20 protein-coding genes and 2 tRNA genes are annotated in these 20080 nt (G+C 34.0%); 8 read left to right on the top strand and 14 right to left on the bottom strand.

The annotated features are described in order from the left end of the window. Window positions 1-44: 44 nt before the first annotated feature. The 5 genes from ABEG11_RS03055 to rlmN all read right to left on the bottom strand — a co-directional run bounded on the left by ABEG11_RS03055 (window position 45) and on the right by rlmN (window position 5257). The gene (locus tag ABEG11_RS03055) at window positions 45-1640 is read right to left on the bottom strand and encodes a hypothetical protein (protein ID WP_348822726.1); all 1596 of its coding nucleotides are present in this window, start codon (window positions 1638-1640) and stop codon (window positions 45-47) included. Between the two features lie 45 nt (window positions 1641-1685). Further along, complete coding sequence (locus ABEG11_RS03050) at window positions 1686-2402, bottom strand: hypothetical protein (RefSeq protein ID WP_348822725.1); 717 nt, start codon at window positions 2400-2402, stop codon at window positions 1686-1688. Then, on the bottom strand, window positions 2389-2949 hold the full coding sequence (locus ABEG11_RS03045; RefSeq protein WP_348822724.1) for an RNA polymerase sigma factor: 561 nt from the start codon (window positions 2947-2949) through the stop codon (window positions 2389-2391). Before ABEG11_RS03045 ends, ABEG11_RS03050 begins: the two co-directional genes overlap by 14 nt. A 173-nt stretch (window positions 2950-3122) precedes the next feature. Further along, window positions 3123-4100, bottom strand: a complete 978-nt coding sequence (locus tag ABEG11_RS03040; RefSeq protein ID WP_348822723.1) for a polyprenyl synthetase family protein — start codon at window positions 4098-4100, stop codon at window positions 3123-3125. Window positions 4101-4213: 113 nt separating this feature from the next. After that, window positions 4214-5257 carry a dual-specificity RNA methyltransferase RlmN gene (gene rlmN, locus ABEG11_RS03035; protein WP_348822722.1) on the bottom strand — a complete coding sequence of 348 codons (1044 nt, stop codon included), beginning with the start codon at window positions 5255-5257 and terminating at the stop codon, window positions 4214-4216. Window positions 5258-5820: 563 nt separating this feature from the next. On the opposite strand from rlmN, the gene ABEG11_RS03030 reads away from it, so the two are divergent. From ABEG11_RS03030 to ABEG11_RS03000, 7 genes are all read left to right on the top strand, one after another. Continuing rightward, complete coding sequence (locus ABEG11_RS03030) at window positions 5821-6387, top strand: YceI family protein (protein WP_348822721.1); 567 nt, start codon at window positions 5821-5823, stop codon at window positions 6385-6387. 11 nt (window positions 6388-6398) lie between these two features. Next, window positions 6399-7781: a hypothetical protein gene (locus tag ABEG11_RS03025; protein ID WP_348822720.1), complete on the top strand. Its 1383-nt coding sequence runs from the start codon at window positions 6399-6401 to the stop codon at window positions 7779-7781. Window positions 7782-7805: 24 nt separating this feature from the next. Then, the gene (locus tag ABEG11_RS03020; RefSeq protein WP_348822719.1) at window positions 7806-8357 is read left to right on the top strand and encodes a YceI family protein; all 552 of its coding nucleotides are present in this window, start codon (window positions 7806-7808) and stop codon (window positions 8355-8357) included. Window positions 8358-8918: 561 nt separating this feature from the next. Then, window positions 8919-9479: a YceI family protein gene (locus ABEG11_RS03015; protein ID WP_348822718.1), complete on the top strand. Its 561-nt coding sequence runs from the start codon at window positions 8919-8921 to the stop codon at window positions 9477-9479. Window positions 9480-9487: 8 nt separating this feature from the next. Next, window positions 9488-10894: a hypothetical protein gene (locus tag ABEG11_RS03010; RefSeq protein ID WP_348822717.1), complete on the top strand. Its 1407-nt coding sequence runs from the start codon at window positions 9488-9490 to the stop codon at window positions 10892-10894. Window position 10895: 1 nt separating this feature from the next. Beyond that, window positions 10896-11447: a YceI family protein gene (locus tag ABEG11_RS03005; protein ID WP_348822716.1), complete on the top strand. Its 552-nt coding sequence runs from the start codon at window positions 10896-10898 to the stop codon at window positions 11445-11447. Between the two features lie 138 nt (window positions 11448-11585). Continuing rightward, a complete protein-coding gene (locus ABEG11_RS03000; protein WP_348822715.1) occupies window positions 11586-12227 on the top strand; it encodes an O-methyltransferase in 642 nt (213 codons plus the stop codon). 196 nt (window positions 12228-12423) lie between these two features. On the opposite strand, the gene ABEG11_RS02995 is transcribed toward ABEG11_RS03000, so the two are convergent. The 7 genes from ABEG11_RS02995 to ABEG11_RS02965 all read right to left on the bottom strand — a co-directional run bounded on the left by ABEG11_RS02995 (window position 12424) and on the right by ABEG11_RS02965 (window position 18837). After that, window positions 12424-12987 (bottom strand): phosphatase PAP2 family protein, encoded by a 564-nt coding sequence (locus ABEG11_RS02995; protein WP_348822714.1) that lies wholly within the window; start codon window positions 12985-12987, stop codon window positions 12424-12426. Next, window positions 12987-13385, bottom strand: coding sequence for a Sec-independent protein translocase subunit TatA/TatB (locus tag ABEG11_RS02990; RefSeq protein ID WP_348822713.1), 399 nt, complete (start codon window positions 13383-13385; stop codon window positions 12987-12989). The genes ABEG11_RS02995 and ABEG11_RS02990 overlap by 1 nt, the downstream gene beginning before the upstream one ends. Before the next feature lie 161 nt (window positions 13386-13546). After that, a complete protein-coding gene (locus tag ABEG11_RS02985) occupies window positions 13547-15793 on the bottom strand; it encodes a M1 family metallopeptidase (RefSeq protein WP_348822712.1) in 2247 nt (748 codons plus the stop codon). 67 nt (window positions 15794-15860) lie between these two features. Continuing rightward, complete coding sequence (locus tag ABEG11_RS02980) at window positions 15861-16364, bottom strand: DUF6702 family protein (RefSeq protein WP_348822711.1); 504 nt, start codon at window positions 16362-16364, stop codon at window positions 15861-15863. After that, window positions 16361-17056 carry a BamP family beta-barrel-assembly machinery protein gene (gene bamP, locus ABEG11_RS02975; RefSeq protein ID WP_348822710.1) on the bottom strand — a complete coding sequence of 232 codons (696 nt, stop codon included), beginning with the start codon at window positions 17054-17056 and terminating at the stop codon, window positions 16361-16363. The genes ABEG11_RS02980 and bamP overlap by 4 nt, the downstream gene beginning before the upstream one ends. Before the next feature lie 269 nt (window positions 17057-17325). Further along, complete coding sequence (locus ABEG11_RS02970; RefSeq protein WP_348822709.1) at window positions 17326-18045, bottom strand: hypothetical protein; 720 nt, start codon at window positions 18043-18045, stop codon at window positions 17326-17328. Window positions 18046-18063: 18 nt separating this feature from the next. Continuing rightward, window positions 18064-18837, bottom strand: coding sequence for a carboxypeptidase-like regulatory domain-containing protein (locus ABEG11_RS02965; RefSeq protein WP_348822708.1), 774 nt, complete (start codon window positions 18835-18837; stop codon window positions 18064-18066). Window positions 18838-19020: 183 nt separating this feature from the next. On the opposite strand from ABEG11_RS02965, the gene pepE reads away from it, so the two are divergent. Next, complete coding sequence (gene pepE / locus ABEG11_RS02960) at window positions 19021-19728, top strand: dipeptidase PepE (RefSeq protein ID WP_348822707.1); 708 nt, start codon at window positions 19021-19023, stop codon at window positions 19726-19728. Window positions 19729-19884: 156 nt separating this feature from the next. Here the strand turns inward: pepE and ABEG11_RS02955 are convergent. Then, window positions 19885-19960 (bottom strand) — tRNA-Gly (locus ABEG11_RS02955). Between the two features lie 44 nt (window positions 19961-20004). Then, window positions 20005-20077, bottom strand: a tRNA-Gly gene (locus ABEG11_RS02950). Between the last annotated feature and the right edge of the window lie 3 nt (window positions 20078-20080).

Below are 20080 nucleotides of genomic sequence, written 5' to 3'. Positions count from 1 at the left end.
AGTTTGAAACTCTGAAAGGGTTTAAAAAACTAACTAAAACTTTTTTAATTAAAATCGAAACGAAGTCCCAACGAAATATTATTTTGGTCTACAGGATTATTCTCGAATAAAGGCTGTAAATCATATTTTAAATACAAACTTGTTGCTTTATACCCTACATAAGTACTCAAACCATAATTGAAATCGTTTACATTATAATTCCCTTTTGTTTTTTGCTCTACATCATTTCCGACAGCATCATCAAAACAAAGAATCTGCTTGGATTTGACTCTAAATCCGGCATATCCGCCAATACCAATTCTTGCACTCTTATGGGTTCTAAAATAACTGGCATCATCTCGAACTTCTTTCTTTGTAAAATCAAATTCCAGATGCAATGGCACCATGACATAAACATTTCTAAATCTGGATTCGTCTAAATGGACTGGACTTGTCACTAAATCAGTCTGCGGTCCGTTTTTTTGAAAATAGCGGTCATCTGTAGCACGAAGATTATTGTACATCAATGAAACTCCGTATTTAAAATGCAAGAGATTATCTTCTTTCAAAATTCTTGTATTATAAGTCAGTCCCCATTCATAAAAATGCGATTTCAAATATTTAAAATCGGAGTTGGCAACTTGTTTATCGGTTACCAGATTATTAGCCCCAAGCGCAAAAACAAACTGAGACGTAGTTCTTTTAGATTGACGATTTTCCTTATCCTTTTGTCCATGATACACCTTCATTGATGTAACATTAATTTCTGTCCCATCTATAATAGCAGAATCATTACTGCCACCAATTATAATACTTGTCCCTGATCTTTTCTTTACATTCTCATCTTCAACTTTTTCGTTAACTTTATCTTGAATTAATTGATTTAACTTTTCTTCTTCAACAGCTATTTTTGTATCAATATTAGCGGCATGTACTTGAGCTTTTTTTAATTTTAACGCATCTGCCTTTTCTTTAGAAATAGAACCATCTACAACTTGCTTGTCTAATGAATCTATCTCAGTTTTTAGGGCATTTTTCTCATCATCTGTTATTGTTTTTATTTGATTAGCAATTGCTTTTGCTTTTTTTTCAAATGAAATTGATTTGTGTTCTCGTCCTTTATTCGTCCCCGTTTCTGGAACGGTATCTTCAACCACTTCAAGAGTTACATCTTTAAACCAAATCTGGCCTGTTCCATCTAATAAAACACCGTAAGAAATTGAGGTTGCATCCTTTGGCACAAATAAAACAATTTCATATTTTTCCCAATCAGTTGTTCCCTTTATGGCTCTATTATGCATGTTGTCAAAAGCCAGAACTTCTGTACTGTAATAGTCAACCCGCATCCAAAGTCCAGCCCAGGATTTTACCTTTTCGCTTTTTACATAACCAGACATTTTAACTGTTTTTCCTAAAAACAAATCTGGATTAATAGTTCTCATACTGCTTCCAAAACCTTCGATTTTACTTTTAATCGATTTGATGGTAAAAACATTTTGATTAGTAAATTCAGGACTTTTATCAGGCCCAATTTCAAACCTTTTAGGTTCAGATTGACCAGTACTCCACTTTAAAGATTGTACTGAATCTTTTTCCTGAGCTGTCAATTGGGTAACTATAGCAACCAATAATATTGTGGTAAATAAAATAATTTTCTGCATGATTTTCGTTTTTTGATTGATGATTGATTATTGATGATTCTTCATTTATTTTTCGTAATTCCTGTTAACTAAAACAGTTTTTACTGCATTTAATTTTTTATTAAATCTGTCCAAAGCTGATTCTCTGTAAGATTGATTTAATTCAGTTTCAGCATTCAGCAATAGATCATTTGGATTTACAGAAATAGCTTTTCTGGTTTCAATAGTTTTGTTAGTAACTTTTGCTTCAAATTTGGTATTGCTGACTTCCGCTAATAATTGTTCAGCTGAAATGTATTTGTTTTTGTAAGCCGTCTGGTAATTCTTGTCTTCAGAAGAATTAACTATAGCGCTATCTTCTTTTAAATTATTGATAGCTGGAAGCGCTTCTTTATTTTTGAGTTGATTCAGCTGTTTTTTAGGAGCGATATTAGAAGCCGCAACTCTTTGTATCTTCGCTGTTCTTTTTTGAATTTGCTCATGCAAAACACTTTTGCTGATTACTTTCTGTTCCTCTAAATGATTTGTATCTGTTTTTTGTTCAAGGACTATTGGCAGATCCTTATTTATTTTTACAGTTTCGATACGATTAAAATAAATCGTACTAATCAATAAAAACCCGGCAATACTTGCTACAGCATATATCCATTTAAAACTGCGTTTTGGTTTCTCATCTGCAGCATCAAGCATTGCTTCTAATTTGTCCCACGCCATTTCCGAAGGTTTTATTTCCCGAGCATTTAATTGCTCTTTGAAATGATTTTCAATTTTATTCGGTTCCATAACTATAATTTTTTAACTTATTAATCTGCCCCTGCAGCATTTTTTTAGCATGTGACAACTGTGACTTTGACGTCCCTTCGTTAATTCCTAATAAACTTGCAATTTCCTGATGCTTGTATCCCTCAATAACATATAAATTGAAAACCATTTTATAACCATCAGGCAAACTGTCTATTAAAAACTGAATATCTTCTACGGAAAAATGACTTTCGATATTATTGAAACTTTCTTCTGGAAAAAATTCATCCTCAGCAAAACTTACTTTTTTCTCGACCCGGATAAATGAAATACATTCGTTAACCATTATGCGTCTTATCCAGCCTTCGAAACTTCCTTTGTTTTCAAATTTCCCTAAGCTGACAAATACTTTCATGAAAGCGGTAATCATTACATCTTCGGCTAAGTGCAGGTCTTTTATATACTGCCGGCAGACACTTAACATCCTGGGAGAATATTTAGAATAAATCCATTGCTGTGCCTGCCGGTTGTTCTGGACAGCCAATGCAATCATTTCGTTTTCTTCCTGATGTAAGCTAATTACTTTCAAAGCCTTTTAAAAAGTGTTTCTATAAGTATAGACGAGAATCAACCAAAAATGGTTGCATGGGTTTAAAAAAAAAAATTACATTTTCAAAAAACAATGGCAATAACAATATAAAACTCAACAGCAATTACTTTTGAAATTGCCATTGATTTTTGAAATTGAATTGGTATTGAAAACTATTTTTTTCTTTCGATAACGTAGTTTACCATCAAAATAAGTGCTGCTTTATAGTCAGATTCGGGGTAATCGTTGAGCAGCTGTAGTGCTTCCTGCTGAAACTCTATCATTTTATTTTCGGCGTAAGCCAAACCATTATTATCTTTCACAAAAGCAATCACTTCTTTAACTCTTTTTTTATCCTTGTTATGGTTTTTGATAGAATTAATAAGCCAGCTTTTTTCTTTTGGAGTACAATTATTAAGGACATGTATAAGAGGCAGTGTCATTTTTTGCTCCTTGATGTCAATTCCTGTTGGTTTTCCTATAGCGTCCTCAGAATAATCAAATAAATCATCTTTGATTTGAAAAGCCATTCCGATTAGTTCTCCAAATTTCCTCATATTCTCTACCTGAACTTCGTCTTCAACAACGGATCTTGCCCCAAGAGCACAGCAGGCAGCAATAAGAGTGGCTGTCTTTTTTCGGATTATTTCATAATAAACGGCTTCGGTAATATCAAGTCTTCTGGCTTTTTCAATTTGAAGCAATTCTCCTTCGCTCATTTCGCGGACAGCTACAGAAATTATTTTTAACAAATCAAAATCACCATGATCTATCGAAAGCAGTAATCCTTTGGATAACAGATAATCACCAACCAATACAGCAATTTTATTTTTCCACAGTGCATTGATTGAGAAAAAACCTCGGCGACGGTTACTGTCGTCGACCACATCATCATGAACCAAGGTTGCCGTATGAATAAGTTCTATAACACATGCGCCTCTGTAAGTTCTTTCGTTTACCGAACCTCTGGAAACCATTTTTGCCATCAGGAAAACAAACATAGGCCTCATCTGCTTCCCTTTTCTATTAACAATGTAGTAAGTGATGCGATTGAGAAGCGCCACTTTGGAAGTCATTGATTCGTAGAACTTTTTCTCAAAAAGTTCCATTTCATTAACTATAGGCTGCTTTATTTGTGTAGTAATATTCATTTAGAGGTCAAATATACTATTTTTAATAAAAAAACATTGAAAAATTAAAATCAAAAAAAGGATTAAAAGAGCCACTATTCTTTTTTAATCCTTTTAAAAAAATAATTTATATGTTAAGCTTCTTTATTGGCAAGCTGACCGCAGGCGGCATCAATGTCTTTTCCTCGGCTTCTTCGTACTTTGACAACAACACCTATAGTTTCTAATGCTTTTATATAGGCATTTATTGATTCTTCGGAAGCCTGCTGGAATTCACCGTCATCAATTGGATTGTATTCAATCAGGTTTACTTTGCAGGGGACATATTTGCAGAACTTCACCAAGGCATCGATTGAAGCTTTATTGTCATTGATTCCTTTCCAGACTACATATTCATAAGATATTTTGCTTTTTGTTTTCCGGTACCAATATTCTAATGCTTCGCGCAGATCAGCCAGGGGAAAATTTTGGCTGAAAGGCATAATTCTGGAACGGATCTCATCAATTGCTGAATGCAGGGAAACGGCCAGTTTGAATTTTACCTCATCATCAGCCATTTTTTTTATCATCTTAGGAATACCAGATGTAGATACCATAATCCTCTTTGGCGACATTCCTAATCCTTCGGGCGAAGTAATCATTTCAATCGCTTTCAAGACATTGTTGTAATTCATAAGCGGTTCGCCCATGCCCATAAAAACGATATTGGATAAAGGATGGCTGTAGTACAGCCTGCTTTCTTTATCTATCGCAATAACCTGGTCATAAATTTCGGCTGGTTCTAAATTGCGCATGCGTTTTAATCGTGCAGTAGCACAAAAATTACAGTCCAGACTACAGCCCACCTGACTCGATACACAAGCGGTAGTTCTGGTCTGGGTTGGAATCAGCACACTTTCAACTACTAATCCGTCATGCAGGCGAACGGCATTTTTTACGGTTCCGTCCTCACTGCGCTGCATCGTATCTACTTTAATATGATTAATTACGAAGTTATTTTCCAGCATAGAACGCGTCTGCTTAGAAACATTGCTCATGTCTTCAAAACTATGTGCTCCTTTGCTCCACAGCCATTCATACACTTGATTGCCTCGAAATGCTTTATCGCCATTAGCTATAAAAAAATCTCTCAGCTGGTTTTTGGATAATGCCCTTATGTCTTTTTTCTCAATTTGCATGGTGCAAATTTAATGACAATTTGTGGAATTGCAGTTTTGATAACAAAAATTTAAAATACTGCTCATTTGAAACATTTCTTTCCTCTGTACTAGCTGATCAATCTTTTTTAAGAAAATCTCAAAAAAACAACTCAATCCATTAAAAATGTTAAAAAAACACAATCGCTTTTTGACTTAGAAATATTTGACAGAAATGAAATACATTTTGAAATAAAAAATAAAAAATTTTTAAAATTTTTAAAAAATATAAAGCCATATAAAAGAGAAAGTTGTCTTTTATTACAAAAATACTTAAATACCTTAAACTCCCACATATACAGCACATTAGACAATTAATGCGTGAAATAAAAAAAATAAAAAACCAGAGAAAACGATATAATTAATTCTTCAGCCCTTTCGTTAAGAAAAATACAATTTTTATAGTTTGATTAACATGATTTTTGTCATATTCCCAATTTCATTTCCATTATACATTTGTACCAACAAAGGACAAAAAGAGATTTTAATACGAATCTCTTTTATAGGCAGAAATATTTATTACAATTATTTTAAAAAAGAAGATCATGAAATTAACACTTAAAACGATTATTGCATCAACAGCATTATTTGCAATGGTCATATCAGCAAATGCCCAAAAAAATTACACTTTAGACGTTAAAACAAATTTTTCTGTACTTGGAACATCAACCATGCATGATTGGGAAATGAAATCATCATCCAGAACTGGAACTGCAAATTTTACCGTGACAGATTCAAAACTAGCAGACATTAACAGTATCGATATTACTCTTCCAGCCGAAACCATTAAAAGCGAAAAAAAGAGTATGGATAAAGTTGCATACGAAGCTTTAAAAACTGACAAATTCAAAAACATCAAATATGTCTTGAAATCTGCAGAAAAAGTGAATGAGACAACTTGGAATCTGACAGGAACCTACACTATTGCTGGAGTTTCTAAAGTACTGAAAACACAAGTAAAGACATCAGTAACCGCAACTGGAGCAGTAACTCTGCAAGGATCTAATAAAATAACATTTACCGAATTTGGCATGAAATCTCCAACTGCCATGTTTGGAGCCATAAAAACTGGAGAAGACTTAACAATAAAATTCAACTTAAATTTTAACTAAATACCATGACCATGAGAAAAATTTATCTCTTAGCAGCAGGTTTATTATCTATGACCGCTGTAAATGCCCAAGTTACATTTGGCGATATGCAAAATCAGATTTCAAGAAGCAAAGATGGAATAAACGTTTTTGATGTACAAAAAGACGACAAAGAGTTCAAAGGACTAAGCGTTGATCTGGGAGGTGCTTTCAATATGGATTTCCAAGCAATAAATTCGTTCAATGACCAGCCAGACACCTTTGTTAATCCTTCAAAAATTACTGGTTACCGATTGATGAATACTGAAAATAATTTTGTCCTTCCAGCAGCTGATATGACTATTGGAGCCCAATTATTTGATGGTGTTAGAGTAAATCTGGACATCTATTTAGCTTCAAGACATCACAATGACACTTATGCAAGAGGAGGTTATCTGCAAATTGACAAGCTTGACTTCATCAAAAAAGATTTCCTTGCTGATATCATGAAATATGCTACGATTAAAATCGGACAGATGGAGAACAACTTTGGTGATGCACACTTTAAAAGCTCTGATAACGGAAGCACGCTTAGAAATGCATTTGTTGGAAATAACATCATGAACGCATTCACTACCGAAATGGGTATTGAAGTATACTATAACAGAGATGGACTGGTAAGTATGTTAGGAGCAACAAACGGAAATTTAAATCAAGGAACTCAAGAAGTAATGTATCCAGCTAATCCAGGTGCCAATACTGTAGTTAGCCCAACCATTTTGGCTAAATTAGGTTATGACAAGCAGCTTAACAAAGACTTAAGAGTAAGACTTACAGGTTCTTTATACCATAATGCTAACTTGGGTAACTCAAACTTATATTCTTCTTCTAGATCAGGATTTGGTTTTTGGGGTGTATTAAACAATAATGCTTACAAAAACAACGGTGCAGATGTTGCAGCTAGTTATAATTCAACTTCTACACCAGAAGCAACATTCAATCCTGGCTTCAAAAACTGGGCTACTTCCTACATGATTAACCCATTTGTAAAATACCAAGGCCTTGAGTTCTTTGGAACTGCTGAATTCGCTTCAGGAGGAGACAAAGCTGGTGTTGATGACAAACGTACAGCTACCCAATATGCTGCAGATCTTGTATACAGATTTGGAAAAAAAGAACAGTTTTATATAGGCGGAAAATACAATACCGTATCTGGAAAATTGTCTAATGCTGATGCAAAAAAAGTTACTGTAGACAGATTTGAGTCAAGCATTGGCTGGTTCATGACTAAAAACATTGTAGCAAAATTAGATTATGTTAGTCAAAACTATAAAGATTATACACAATTTGTCGGCAATGTACCTACTGGAAATGCTAACAATTTTTACGGAGGTAAATTCAACGGTTTAGTATTTGAAGCAGCAATTTCATTCTAATACGGCATTTCATTCTTAAAAAAAATGAAACAATTAGTTAATACAATAATGGGTTTAGCATTTTTCTTCATACTGGGAAGTGCTAGACCCATTTGCCTTTTTACTGACTCCAATACCATAATAATTGATAAGCTGGAAATAGAAATTCTTGGCAATTCTACTGTAGGTAAATTTAACTGTTCAAATTCGTTCACATTTAAAGACACTATTTACTTGAATTCAAACAGCAGGAACAGTTTAAAATCCGAAATCTCAATGAATAATTTTGAGTGTGGCAACAGAATAATGAACAAAGACCTTAAAACAACAGTAAAGGCCGCTACATTCCCCAAAAGTACTGTTACTATTACCAATATAAAACCATTTGGCAGCAATTACAAATGCAGTTTAAATTTTCGAATAACTGATAAAATCCTTTCTTATCAGAATTTAGTTTTAAAAAACAACAAAGAATTCCTTGATGGAAACGTGGCTGTCAATTTTTCTGATATTGGCCTCGAACCCCCAACCAAAATGGGCGGTATCATCAAAGTTAAAGATGAATTCGTAATTCATTTCAGTCTGCATAAATTATAACTTCCCTCCTCAATTTTATACCTTAAAAACAAATCCTAAAGGAAAACGTAATATTTCCCTTTAGGATTTGTTTTTTTGATGATAACTTATGCTCTTGCTTAAACAATCTGTGTCGATTTATTTTAAGAGATTTATAAATCTATCTTTTTTAACAAATGATTTTGACTCAGTTAATAGTCCTTTTCAACTATTAAACCCGGACTACTATAAAATTAATTTAACTTTACCTATGATATTTATCATTACTTTTATTAAATTTGTTTTAACTCAAACTAATAAAAACCTACAAAACCAATTTATTAAAGTGCTTCAAATCAAAGAAAAAAAGAGCTAATCTGAATCTTGATTACTGTTATACAACAATATACGCTGAATAATTTACAGCAGGATATAATTACATTTTAATAATACTAAAACAATAAACAGTCAAAACCAGATCAATACTTTTAAATTAAAATTAATAATGACCTTTTTTTGTAATTAACAAGATTAATATTCATTTAAACGCTCATTAGCTATTCATTGTTTGAATCAATTACTAAACTTAAATATGAAACTACTATGAAAACTTTTATGACAAGAACATTTACAGCATTAGCCTTTTTTTCAATTATAATGGCAAATGCCCAGAAAAACTATACCCTGGACACGAAACCAAATTTTTCTGTATCTGGAACCTCAACTATGCACGACTGGACAATGAAATCGTCATCGGCAACTGGAACGGCAAATTTAACGGTAACTGGCTCAAAATTAGACAAAATCACAAGTTTAACGATAACACTTCCAGCCGAGACAATAAAAAGCGAGAAAAAAAGCATGGACAAAGTTGCTTATGAAGCCTTAAAAACAAAAGAAAACAAGGACATAAAATATGTTTTAAAATCTGCCGAAAAAGTAAACGAGAACACTTGGAATCTTACAGGAACCTATACTATTGCTGGAGTAGCTAAAGAGGTAAAGACACAAGTAAAATCAACAGTAACAAACGGAGTTGTTTCACTGCAGGGATCCAACAAGATAACTTTCAAACAGTTTGGAATGAAATCTCCAACAGCAATGCTTGGAACAATAAAAACAGGCGAAGACCTGACTGTAAAATTCAATATTAACTTTAAATAAACTTAAACATGAAAAGAATAATTTTATTTGCAGCTGGAATATTGTCAATCACTACAGTTGACGCACAGGTATCATTCAGGAAAATTCAAAATCAAATACCACGAAGCAAAGATGGATTAAATGTATTTGATGTTAAAAAAGATGATGTTGAGTATGACGGAATGAGTATTGATTTAGGAGGAGCATTTGCCATGCAATTTCAAGCATTGAAATCATTTAATGACCAGAAAGAAGGGACTTATACTGCATCGAACGGAGCATCAATTGCAGGAAATGGTACAACTAATGGCTATCGATTGAATGCTCTAGAAAACAACTTTAATTTACCAGCAGCCAACATGACTTTTGGGGCTCAGCTGGCAGATGGAGTACGTGTAAATCTGGATGTTTACCTTGCCTCTAGACACCATAACGAAACGTGGGTAAAAGGCGGATATTTACAAATAGATAAGCTGGATTTCATTCAAAAAGGATTTATGGAAGATATCATGCAATATGCTACTATCAAAATCGGCCAGATGGAGAATAACTACGGTGATGCTCATTTTAGAAGAACTGACAATGGAAATGCACTTTTAAATCCCTTTATTGAAGGCAATATCATGGATTCTTTTCAGACCGATATGGGGATGGAAGTATATTACAACCGAAGCGGACTGGTAAGCATGCTTGGGATAACAAATGGCAAATTAAACCAAGGGGTTGCAGAAATTGTTCCTAATCCTGCAAATGCAGCAAATCCAGACCAGAATAATACCATTAGCCCAACGATTCTTGCTAAAATTGGTTTTGATAAGCAATTAAACAAAGATCTAAGAGTAAGAATTACGGGGTCATATAATCATAACGCCAATATGAGTTCAAATCCTTGGAGTTCAGATAGAGCAGGGAGCCGTTATTTTGGTGTAATGTCCCACCAGGCTTATTCCTATAATGGCGAAGCAATATCAAACAATTTTGATCCAAAAGAAAATGCATCTACAGGCCGATTTAGCCCAAATTACGGAAACTGGTATACAGCTTTCATGATTAACCCTTTTGTTAAGTATCAAGGATTGGAATTATTTGGAACATTAGAATTCACAAGTGGTGGTGACCACAAAGGAACAGACGAGACGCGCAAAGTAAACCAATATGCTGGAGATTTAGTCTATCGTTTTGGAAAAACAGAACAATTCTATATTGGAGGAAGATATAATATTGTTTCTGGAAAATTATCGAATGCTTCTGAAAAAGTTGAAGTCAATAGATTTGAAGCTTCTACAGGCTGGTTTATGACTAAAAATATAATTGCTAAATTAGCCTACACAAATCAAAATTATTCTGACTACACTCAATACAGCGGCAACAGCTTAAATGACTTATATGGCGGTAACTTTAATGGAGTTATGTTTGAAGCGGCCATTACTTTCTAATATGAATAAACTATTTATTATAACAATGGGTTTAGCGCTCTTCCTTTTAACAGGAAGCGCTAAGCCTATTTCTGCATCTGCTGACACAAATACCATAATAATCAACCAGATAAAAATTGAAATTTTAGGAAACTCTACTGTAGGCAAATACAAATGCAACTGTCCGCACACTTTTCGGGATACAATTTATTTAAACTCTTCCACCAAAAACAGCCTGAAATCGGAAATTGCTACAGATAACTTTGACTGTGGCAACAGGATAATGAATAAAGATCTGAAAACCACAATTAAAGTAACTAAATTTCCTAAAAGTACTGTTACTATAACCAATATAAAACCTTCGGGAGCTGATTTTAAATGCAGCCTGAATCTTAAAATTACAGACAAAACCCTTTCCTATTCTAATTTGGCATTACGCAATTCCAAAGATTTTCTAGAAGGAACTGTCAATGTAAAATTTTCGGATCTGGCGCTTGAACCGCCAACTAAGATGGGAGGCGTTATAAAAGTAAAAAATGAATTTGTAATTCACTTTTTACTATATAAATTATAATCGTATCTCGTTTTACACCTTCTTTATTCATTTATTCACTGCTTAACAAACAATTCCGTCCTCATAAAATGGAGGCAAAACACCTTTTTATGAAAGTTAAAATGAATAACTTTGTGGTAAATTTCAATACACCAGAAAATGCATTTTATTTCTCAAGATCTAGAAGATTATATCGAACAACATTCCGAAAAAGAACCAGCATTATTAGCTGCTCTAAATAAGGAAACCTACCAGAAAATATTATTGCCCAGAATGCTCAGTGGCCATTTTCAAGGAAGAGTCCTTAGTATGCTTTCTAAATTAATTCGACCCGTAAACATTTTGGAAATTGGGACTTACACTGGCTATTCGGCTTTGTGTTTGTGCGAAGGAATGCAAGAAAACGGTCAGCTGCACACTATTGACATTAAAGAAGAATTGGTTGATTTTCAGCGAAAATATTTTGACAAGTCTCCTTGGGGAAACCAGATTACACAGCATTTGGGAGAAGCAATAGAAATTATTCCTTCTCTTGATTTGAAATTTGACTTGGTTTTTATTGATGCCGACAAGGAAAATTATCTTAATTATTTTGAAATGATTCTTCCAAAAATGAATAAAGGCGGCATACTTTTATCGGACAATGTGTTATGGAGCGGCAAAGTATTAGAACCTATTCATCCCAATGATATCAGCACCAAAGTCCTGGTGGAATACAATTTACTCCTTAAAAATGATCCAAGAGTAGAAACTGTTTTATTGCCTATCCGAGATGGATTGACTGTAAGCAGAGTTTTGTAGGTTCAGCTTCCGGGACATCAATTATTTTTGATGTTGGATATTCTAGCCCAGATGGAAATGAAAATCCTTATGGACAGAAATGGATTTTTTTCTTTATAAAAAAGAGCGACCAGCGGAAGCTCCTTTTTTATAATAGAAAAAACCATGTATGTACATAAGATTGAAATGGACAGCTGGAAAAAGCTCCCATAAATTATTATAACGGAAAATACTTTATCTGAGTGAATTGATAACCCTTGAATGCTATATATCCCAATAGCAATCCGCATAAGTATCCAGAAAAAATATCCAAAGGATAATGCAAGCCTAAATAAATACGGCTATAAGCAAAGATTAACGGCCATAGAAAAAGAAGCCAAAAATACTTAATTTGTTTCCTGAAGATAAAATATAAAAAAGTGGCTACCGCCATTGTATTAGCAGCATGTCCTGAAAAAAAACTGAAAGAACTGCGGGATTGTACTATCCTTATAAAACTGTTTATCTCAGGATTATTGCATGGTCTCGGACGCTGAAAAGTGTATTTGAATAAATTTGTGATTTGGTCGGTAGCCAGAACCAGGACTGCTATAAACAGCAATAAATAACCGGTTTTCTTGATTCCAATTTCTTTGTAAATAATATAAAATAAAAATAAAAAAAAGGGAATCCAATTGACTTGCTTAGTAATTATCAGCCAAAGACCATCATAGGTTTCGGAACCTAATCCATTGAGAAAAATAAATAATTGAGTATCTAAGTCAAGTATCTTTTCGAGCATTACATTTGGCGTTTTATTGGTCCAGTTATATCCTCTAAAAGAGATGTCCCGTCTGGGTTTGCTGTACCGCTTGCTATACTTTCTTTGGTTTTATTAACTTCGCCAGCAAATGTCTCTTCAATTCCTTTGAAGGTATTTGAAGTATCCCCCAATAGGCTGTTTTTGGCTTTGTTAATTTCGGAATTAATACCACCCGTTAAATCATTTAAGGTTTTTTGGTCAAAACCATTGGCTTCGGCTCCTTTCTGGATTTCACTTTTGATATCATTGGTTGCGTTTTTAAGCTGTGCCATTGCTTTGCCCATCGTTCTAGCCATTTCAGGCACTTTGTCAGAACCAAAAAGCATCAGCACAATAAACATAATAAAAACTAATTCGCCTCCTCCTATTCCAAACATAATTTTTTATTTTAAAAAGCAAAGATATTAAAATTTAAAACTTAGGCTTTTAAAATTGTCTTAAAAAAACGAGACGCTAAATTTCAAAGACTATAAGCTGTTTTTGGCTTAGAGATTCTTGGAAACTTAGCGTCTGAGTAACTTAATCCTTGATAACTATATCAATCAAACTTAGATTTTACCTCTGCTTTTGGCCATGAATTATTGCTCACGTCAATATCTGCAGTTTCTAATTTTGGATCTATCTGAATTTGTTTTATGGCTTTGGAAACAGCAAATACTTTCTTAGCTGTTTCGTTATTTTTTCTCCATATCTGTGCTGGATACTTGTAATTATCTACACTGCCATCTTCATAAGTAATCTGAACAATTATAGGCATTGGCATTCCGCCAGGCTTATTGAATTCTACTTCATAAAAATATTTTGGATTTTTTAGATTTGCTTTTTCTTCGGGAGCTACATTTTGGCTAACATAATCAGACAGTAATTTTACTTCCTCCAATTGTAGTTTCTTCTTTGACTCTGGATTTAATTCTGGGTTTTCGCCTTCAACTAAATATACGAATGGTCCTTTTTCGGCACCAAATCGTCCTTTTTTCACTTTAGCTTCCTTGAGGGCAGCCGTTGGTGTCTCAGTAACAAAATACTGCTTTACATTATTGATCCCAATATCTACAAAGTCAGTTGTATAAAACCAGCCTCTGAAAAACCAATCTAAATCGACTGCAGAAGCATCTTCCATTGTCCTGAAAAAATCTTCGGGAGTTGGGTGCTTGAACTTCCATCTGTTGGCATACACTTTGAAAGCATAATCAAACAGCTCACGTCCCATAATGGTTTCTCTTAATATGTTCAATCCAGTTGCCGGTTTTCCGTAAGCATTGTTTCCAAACTGAATAATGCTTTCAGAATTAGACATGATAGGCTCCAGGAATTTTTGATCACCGCTCATATAGGGAACAATATTTTTGGCTGGGCCACGACGGGAAGGAAAATTAGTTCCTAACTCCTGTTCTGCCATATATTCCATAAATGAGTTCAAGCCTTCGTCCATCCAGGTCCATTGACGTTCATCAGAATTGACGATCATAGGAAAAAAATTGTGTCCCACTTCGTGGATAATAACACCCATCATTCCGTTTTTAATCTGTTCACTGGTAACTCCATTTTCGTCTGGACGTCCATAATTCCAGCAGATCATAGGATATTCCATCCCTTGGTCTTCTGCCGAAACCGAGACTGCTTTTGGATAAGGATAATCAAATGTATGAGATGAATAACTTTTTAGAGTATGCGCCACTGTTTTTGTAGATGTTTCGCCCCAAAGCGGATTTGCCTCTTTTGGATAAACCGATTCAGCCATTACCACTTTATTAGCCAGCTGCACTGCCATTGCATCATAAATAAATTTTCTGGAAGAAGCAATTCCAAAATCCCTTACGTTCCTGGCACTGAATTTCCATGTTTTTTTCTTGTCTGAAAATCCTTTTTCAGCTGCTTCGGCTTCAGTCTGGGTAACTATAACCACTGGCTTATCAAAAGATTTTTGAGCCAATTCATATCTTTTTACCTGCTCTGCAGTAAACACTTCACTCCTATTTATTAACTCACCTGTTGCATCCACTACATGATCAGCTGGAACTGTAATGTTAACATCAAAATTACCAAAAGGCAGCGCAAACTCGCCACCACCCCAAAACTGCATATTCTGCCAGCCTTCAACATCATTATACACAGCCATTCGAGGATAAAACTGTGCAATTACATACAATCTATTACCATCTTTTTCAAACAACTCATATCCAGAACGGCCGTTGGCTGTCTCTTTTTGATAGTTATTGATGTTATACCACCATTTTGTAGAAAACGTAAGCTTTTCACCAGGTTTCATTGGAACTGCTAAATTGATTCTCATCATGGTTTGATTAATCGTATAGGACATTGGATTTCCTTTGGCATCTTTTACATATTCGATATTAAAACCGCGCTCTAAGTCCTGTTTTAAATATTCGCTTGTAAATTTTGCGGGAGTCAGAACAGATTCTATTTTTTCACTTTCGGCCAAGGGAGACTGAGAATTTTTTGCTCCTTGGTTTTGATCCAGCTGCACCCACAAATATTCTAAATTATCTGGAGAATTATTATAATATGTAATGGTTTCAGATCCGTTTAATCGGGCATTTTTATCATCAAGCTCAATATCAATTTTATAATCGGCCTGCTGCTGATAATATGCTGGGCCAGGCGCTCCTGCTGCAGTACGAAACATGTTGGGAGTTGCCAGCAAATCATACATTTGGCTAAATTTATTAGTATCATTTTTTCCTGCTGGCCTGGCAGGTGCAACTACTTTTTCTTGTGCCAGTAAAATTGTTGGAAGAATAAATAATAATGAAAATTTTCTCATAAACTAAGGCTGAAGTTGTTTTTAAGCGGTGAAAATAACAATTTTAAACATAAACGTTATAATTCATTCAATACTTTAACACTTGCCTTGTTGAGGAATTGGTAAACAGGAAACTTTTTTTATCTCCAAATGCAGTTATATGTACAATATTCTGCTGTTCTGAAATCCAATCAATTAATACCGAATTATGAATTTCGAGCGAGTTTATTTTAGAAATGTCTTTAATGCTTAAATAACAGACCAAAACATCGCCATCCATCTCTTTACTCAGGAAATTCATGGTCTTTGTCTGTCCATTCACCTTTACAGAAAAATTATCTGCCAGATATTTTTTTAAAAAATCTACAGATTCCGGGGTTTCTTTATCAGTATTCAAAAAAAACTTTCTGCTGTATTTTTTCTCCAAAGCTTTATCGAGGTCATCAACAAAAATCCGTGCTGTAACCTGAAGCATTTTCTTTTCGGGAGCATAATGCAGCTGATAAATCGCCATATAAAATTTATGCGCTGTAAAACTGCTCAGCAAGATTACTAAAACACATAAAAATAAACAGGCTAAGCTTTTTTTCATTTTTCTACTGAAGCAATATTTTTGAAGGTATCATATTTATTGATTAAAAAATTCATGATCTCAAATTGCTGCTTCGGATCAAGATAGGCTTTCGATTTAGGATCATTTTCGCAATACATTAGAAAAAGCCCAATCTGGTCATCTTTTATCTTTAATTTATCGGTAAAAAAAGAATAACTGACACTATGCATGGCTACGTTGGTAAAGCTTGTTTCCGAAACAAAATCAGTTTTTTCGGGATTGCTTTTAAACAAATGCTTAAAAACTTTATTATAAACCCTGATAACATCCATAGCATTTGGGTCTCCTGTTCCTGATGGCATCATTAAAACATTATTAGGTGAAGATTGTGCATCATCATAGTATTGTGTGTCTACAATTTTTTGAGTGCTGCCTAATTCAGGATGAGGAACATGTTTAGCATAAACCACCACTGAGAGCAATTCATTAGCAACTGTATGCAGTTTTATTTTATAATAAGAAGTAAAATCTGAGGTTCGGACTATAACTTTTTCAGTTTTAAATCCTAAACTTGTTATCACTAAAGTATCATTGGTTTTAGCCAAAATACTAAACAATCCCTTATTATCAATTAAACCGCCAGTGTGTGAATTTATATTAAAAACCAAACCGCTTTCTATTGCTGTAGAATCATTAACTACTTTTCCATGCAATGCTTTTCGCGTCAGCATTTGACCGAAACAAAATTGACATGTCAAAAATAAGACTGCTATTTTCAATACATTTTTCATGAAATAATTACTTATGAGATTAACAGATTTGAAGAATTTTTACAATAAAAATTATCTTTTTTAACTTTATTAAAATTACAACTTTATTTAAAAATTAAGTTTAAGCAAATCAATTATTTTTCAAGAACTATTATGTGTTGAATCTAAGTCATTTGAGGAATAAAAATACTTAAAAATGACTGTGAACTTATTTTTGGGATCAGGATATTTTATTTATTCAGCCTGTTTTCATTGTAAACCGAAGCAAGATTGGTCATTAAAAACATGCTCATAGGTTTATTTTTTTCGTTCAATGATTTTACAAATTCCGAGTTTTCTACACAATAATATTGAAATCCTCTAATAAGTTCCTCGGGAATTTTCAATGTTTTTACATAATATTTATCACCAAACATATACTCTAATTTTTTCAGAAGCAGTTCTTTCTTTTCAGCTTCGACATTCTTTTTGAGCATTTCTTTCTCTCCAGAAATAAGAGAATAAAGCCCCAGAATACCACCCGAACTAGAATACAATTTTCTTTGCTGTGGCGTAAATTTAATTTGCCCCTTAGGAATTATACCTAAATTTTCGGCAGTAATATTGGCATTTTTATTAATAACTACCTCATCCAGTTCGACACTATTGAAAATCATATACACCTCCATAGTTCCAGACTTATATTCATGCCTGTAAACGTACCTTTTCAGATATTTATAATCAATACCGGAAAAATTCAGAATATCACCTTCTTTGGCCTGGATTGAAAAACAGCCCTGCTCATCAGTAGCAGCCATCATTTTATTCATGCAGTTTATCACACTGATTCCTGCCAGCTTTCTTTCATCGGAGATAACAGTCCCGATTATAGTTTTCTCAGGATTAACTTGAGCAGTTACCCACTGGTATTGACCAAAGAAAGCAAATAATATTATTAAATTGTATTTCACTAAACTAAAACAGATTGGTTAATTTTTATATTCTGCTGCCAGATTTTTATTGAATTCGGAAGCCAGTGCAACGATCAAAAACATGCTCATAGTCTTATTTTTATCATTCAGCGACTTCACAAAATCTGGACTTTCGATACAATAATATTGAAATCCTCTAATAAACTCCTGAGGTATTTTTAAGGTTTCTATATAGTAACGTTCGTCAAATAGGTTTTCTAACTTTACCATCAGGAATTCTTTTTTTTCTACAGAGAGTTCTTTTTTCAACATTTTGGTTCTCCCATTTATAGCATTCAAGATAGGATCTACCGCCAAATATCCTCCCAAAAGCCCCAATAAATGTATGGGTTTAAAATCGCCAGCAGTCTGCAATCTTCTTTCGGCTGTTGTAAGCTTGACTTGATCTTTTGGGATTATGCCCAAATTTTCGGCGGTTATTTCAGGATTTTTATTGATAAGCACTTCATTTAGTTCGATGCTTTTTGGAGTCAGATCAGCCGTAATACTGCCAATACTAAACTCTTGTTTTTTTATCATTTTGCGCAAAGGTTCATAATTAATAGCCGAAAAATTCAGAATATCACCCTCCTTGGCAAGAATAGAAAAATGACCATAGGAATCTGTAACTGCCATAATTTTATTGGAAGCATTGGTAACATTTATACCCTCTAACGGAGTTATATTATTCACTGTCACCCGTCCAGTAACCAATTTTTCAACATTCGTTTGTGCTGCGATAAGCTCTACAATAAAAAAAGAAACAAATAAAAACGTAAAATTATTTTTCACAAGCACAATTGTTTAGTTTTTAGATATCTTCAAAATCCATCTTCGGAATGTAAAAGTATCTTAAAGCTCTCCAAAATAATTACTAATACACTTGTAAAAATTTGTTAATTAAAGCGTTATGTTATCACATTAAAAAAACAATCATTTTATACCTTTACACTGAATTTTAGATCTAAAAACAAGATGAAAAACTGTATCATTGCCAGCACTTCTACACTATATGAGGAAGAATACTTAAATTATTTATTGCCCGAACTGAAATTGCATTTCAAAAATTGCAAAACAGTGCTTTTCATTCCATTTGCACGGCCAGGCGGCATTACACATGATGAATACACAGATAAAGCTGCTATTGCTTTTGATAAAATTAATATCAAGCTAAAAGGCATTCATACTTTTGAAAATCAGAAAGAAGCTATACAAAATGCCGAAGGCATTTTTACAGGAGGCGGAAATACGTTCCTGCTCGTTACTCAATTGTATAAAAATGACGTAATGAATATTCTTGCCGATACTATTAAAAAAGGGACTCCCTATTTAGGCACAAGTGCCGGAAGCAATATTTGCGGATTAACTATCCAGAATACAAATGACATGCCTATTGTCTACCCGCCAAGTTTTCAAACATTAGGGATAATTCCATTTAATTTAAACCCTCATTATTTGGATCCAGACAATGAGTCCAAACACATGGGGGAAACAAGGGAAATGCGGATAAAAGAATTTCATGCGTTTAACTCGTTACCCGTTCTGGGCCTGCGGGAAGGAAGCTGGCTAGATGTAAAAGGAGAAAAAATCATTTTGAAAGGAAACCTGCAGGCACGTCTTTTTAGACAAAACTACTTACCCGAAGAATTAGAAAGCGGCAGTGATTTAAGTGGTATAAAGTAAAATATTGAGGTGAGACTCCAGTCCGAAAAAAGCAGGCACGCTTTGCAAATGAACCCCCTTTTATCGGGCTGAAGTTTTTGCTTTTCTTCAGGTTTTTTTGCACATGATCTGCTTAAATTTTGACAAAAAAAAACCTCAAATAAAAATTTGAGGTTTTGGAGCGAAAGACGAGGCTCGAACTCGCGACAACCAGCTTGGAAGGCTGGAGCTCTACCAACTGAGCTACTTTCGCATTAATCATTAAATTTACCCTTAATCAAAAAAATTTGATTCTTGAGCGAAAGACGAGGCTCGAACTCGCGACAACCAGCTTGGAAGGCTGGAGCTCTACCAACTGAGCTACTTTCGCATT

Origin of the sequence: Flavobacterium aestuarii (genome assembly GCF_040049115.1) — a bacterium.
Lineage (GTDB): Bacteria > Bacteroidota > Bacteroidia > Flavobacteriales > Flavobacteriaceae > Flavobacterium > Flavobacterium aestuarii.
Note: the sequence above shows the minus strand (reverse complement) of the source record. Positions and strands in the feature narration are given on the sequence as shown.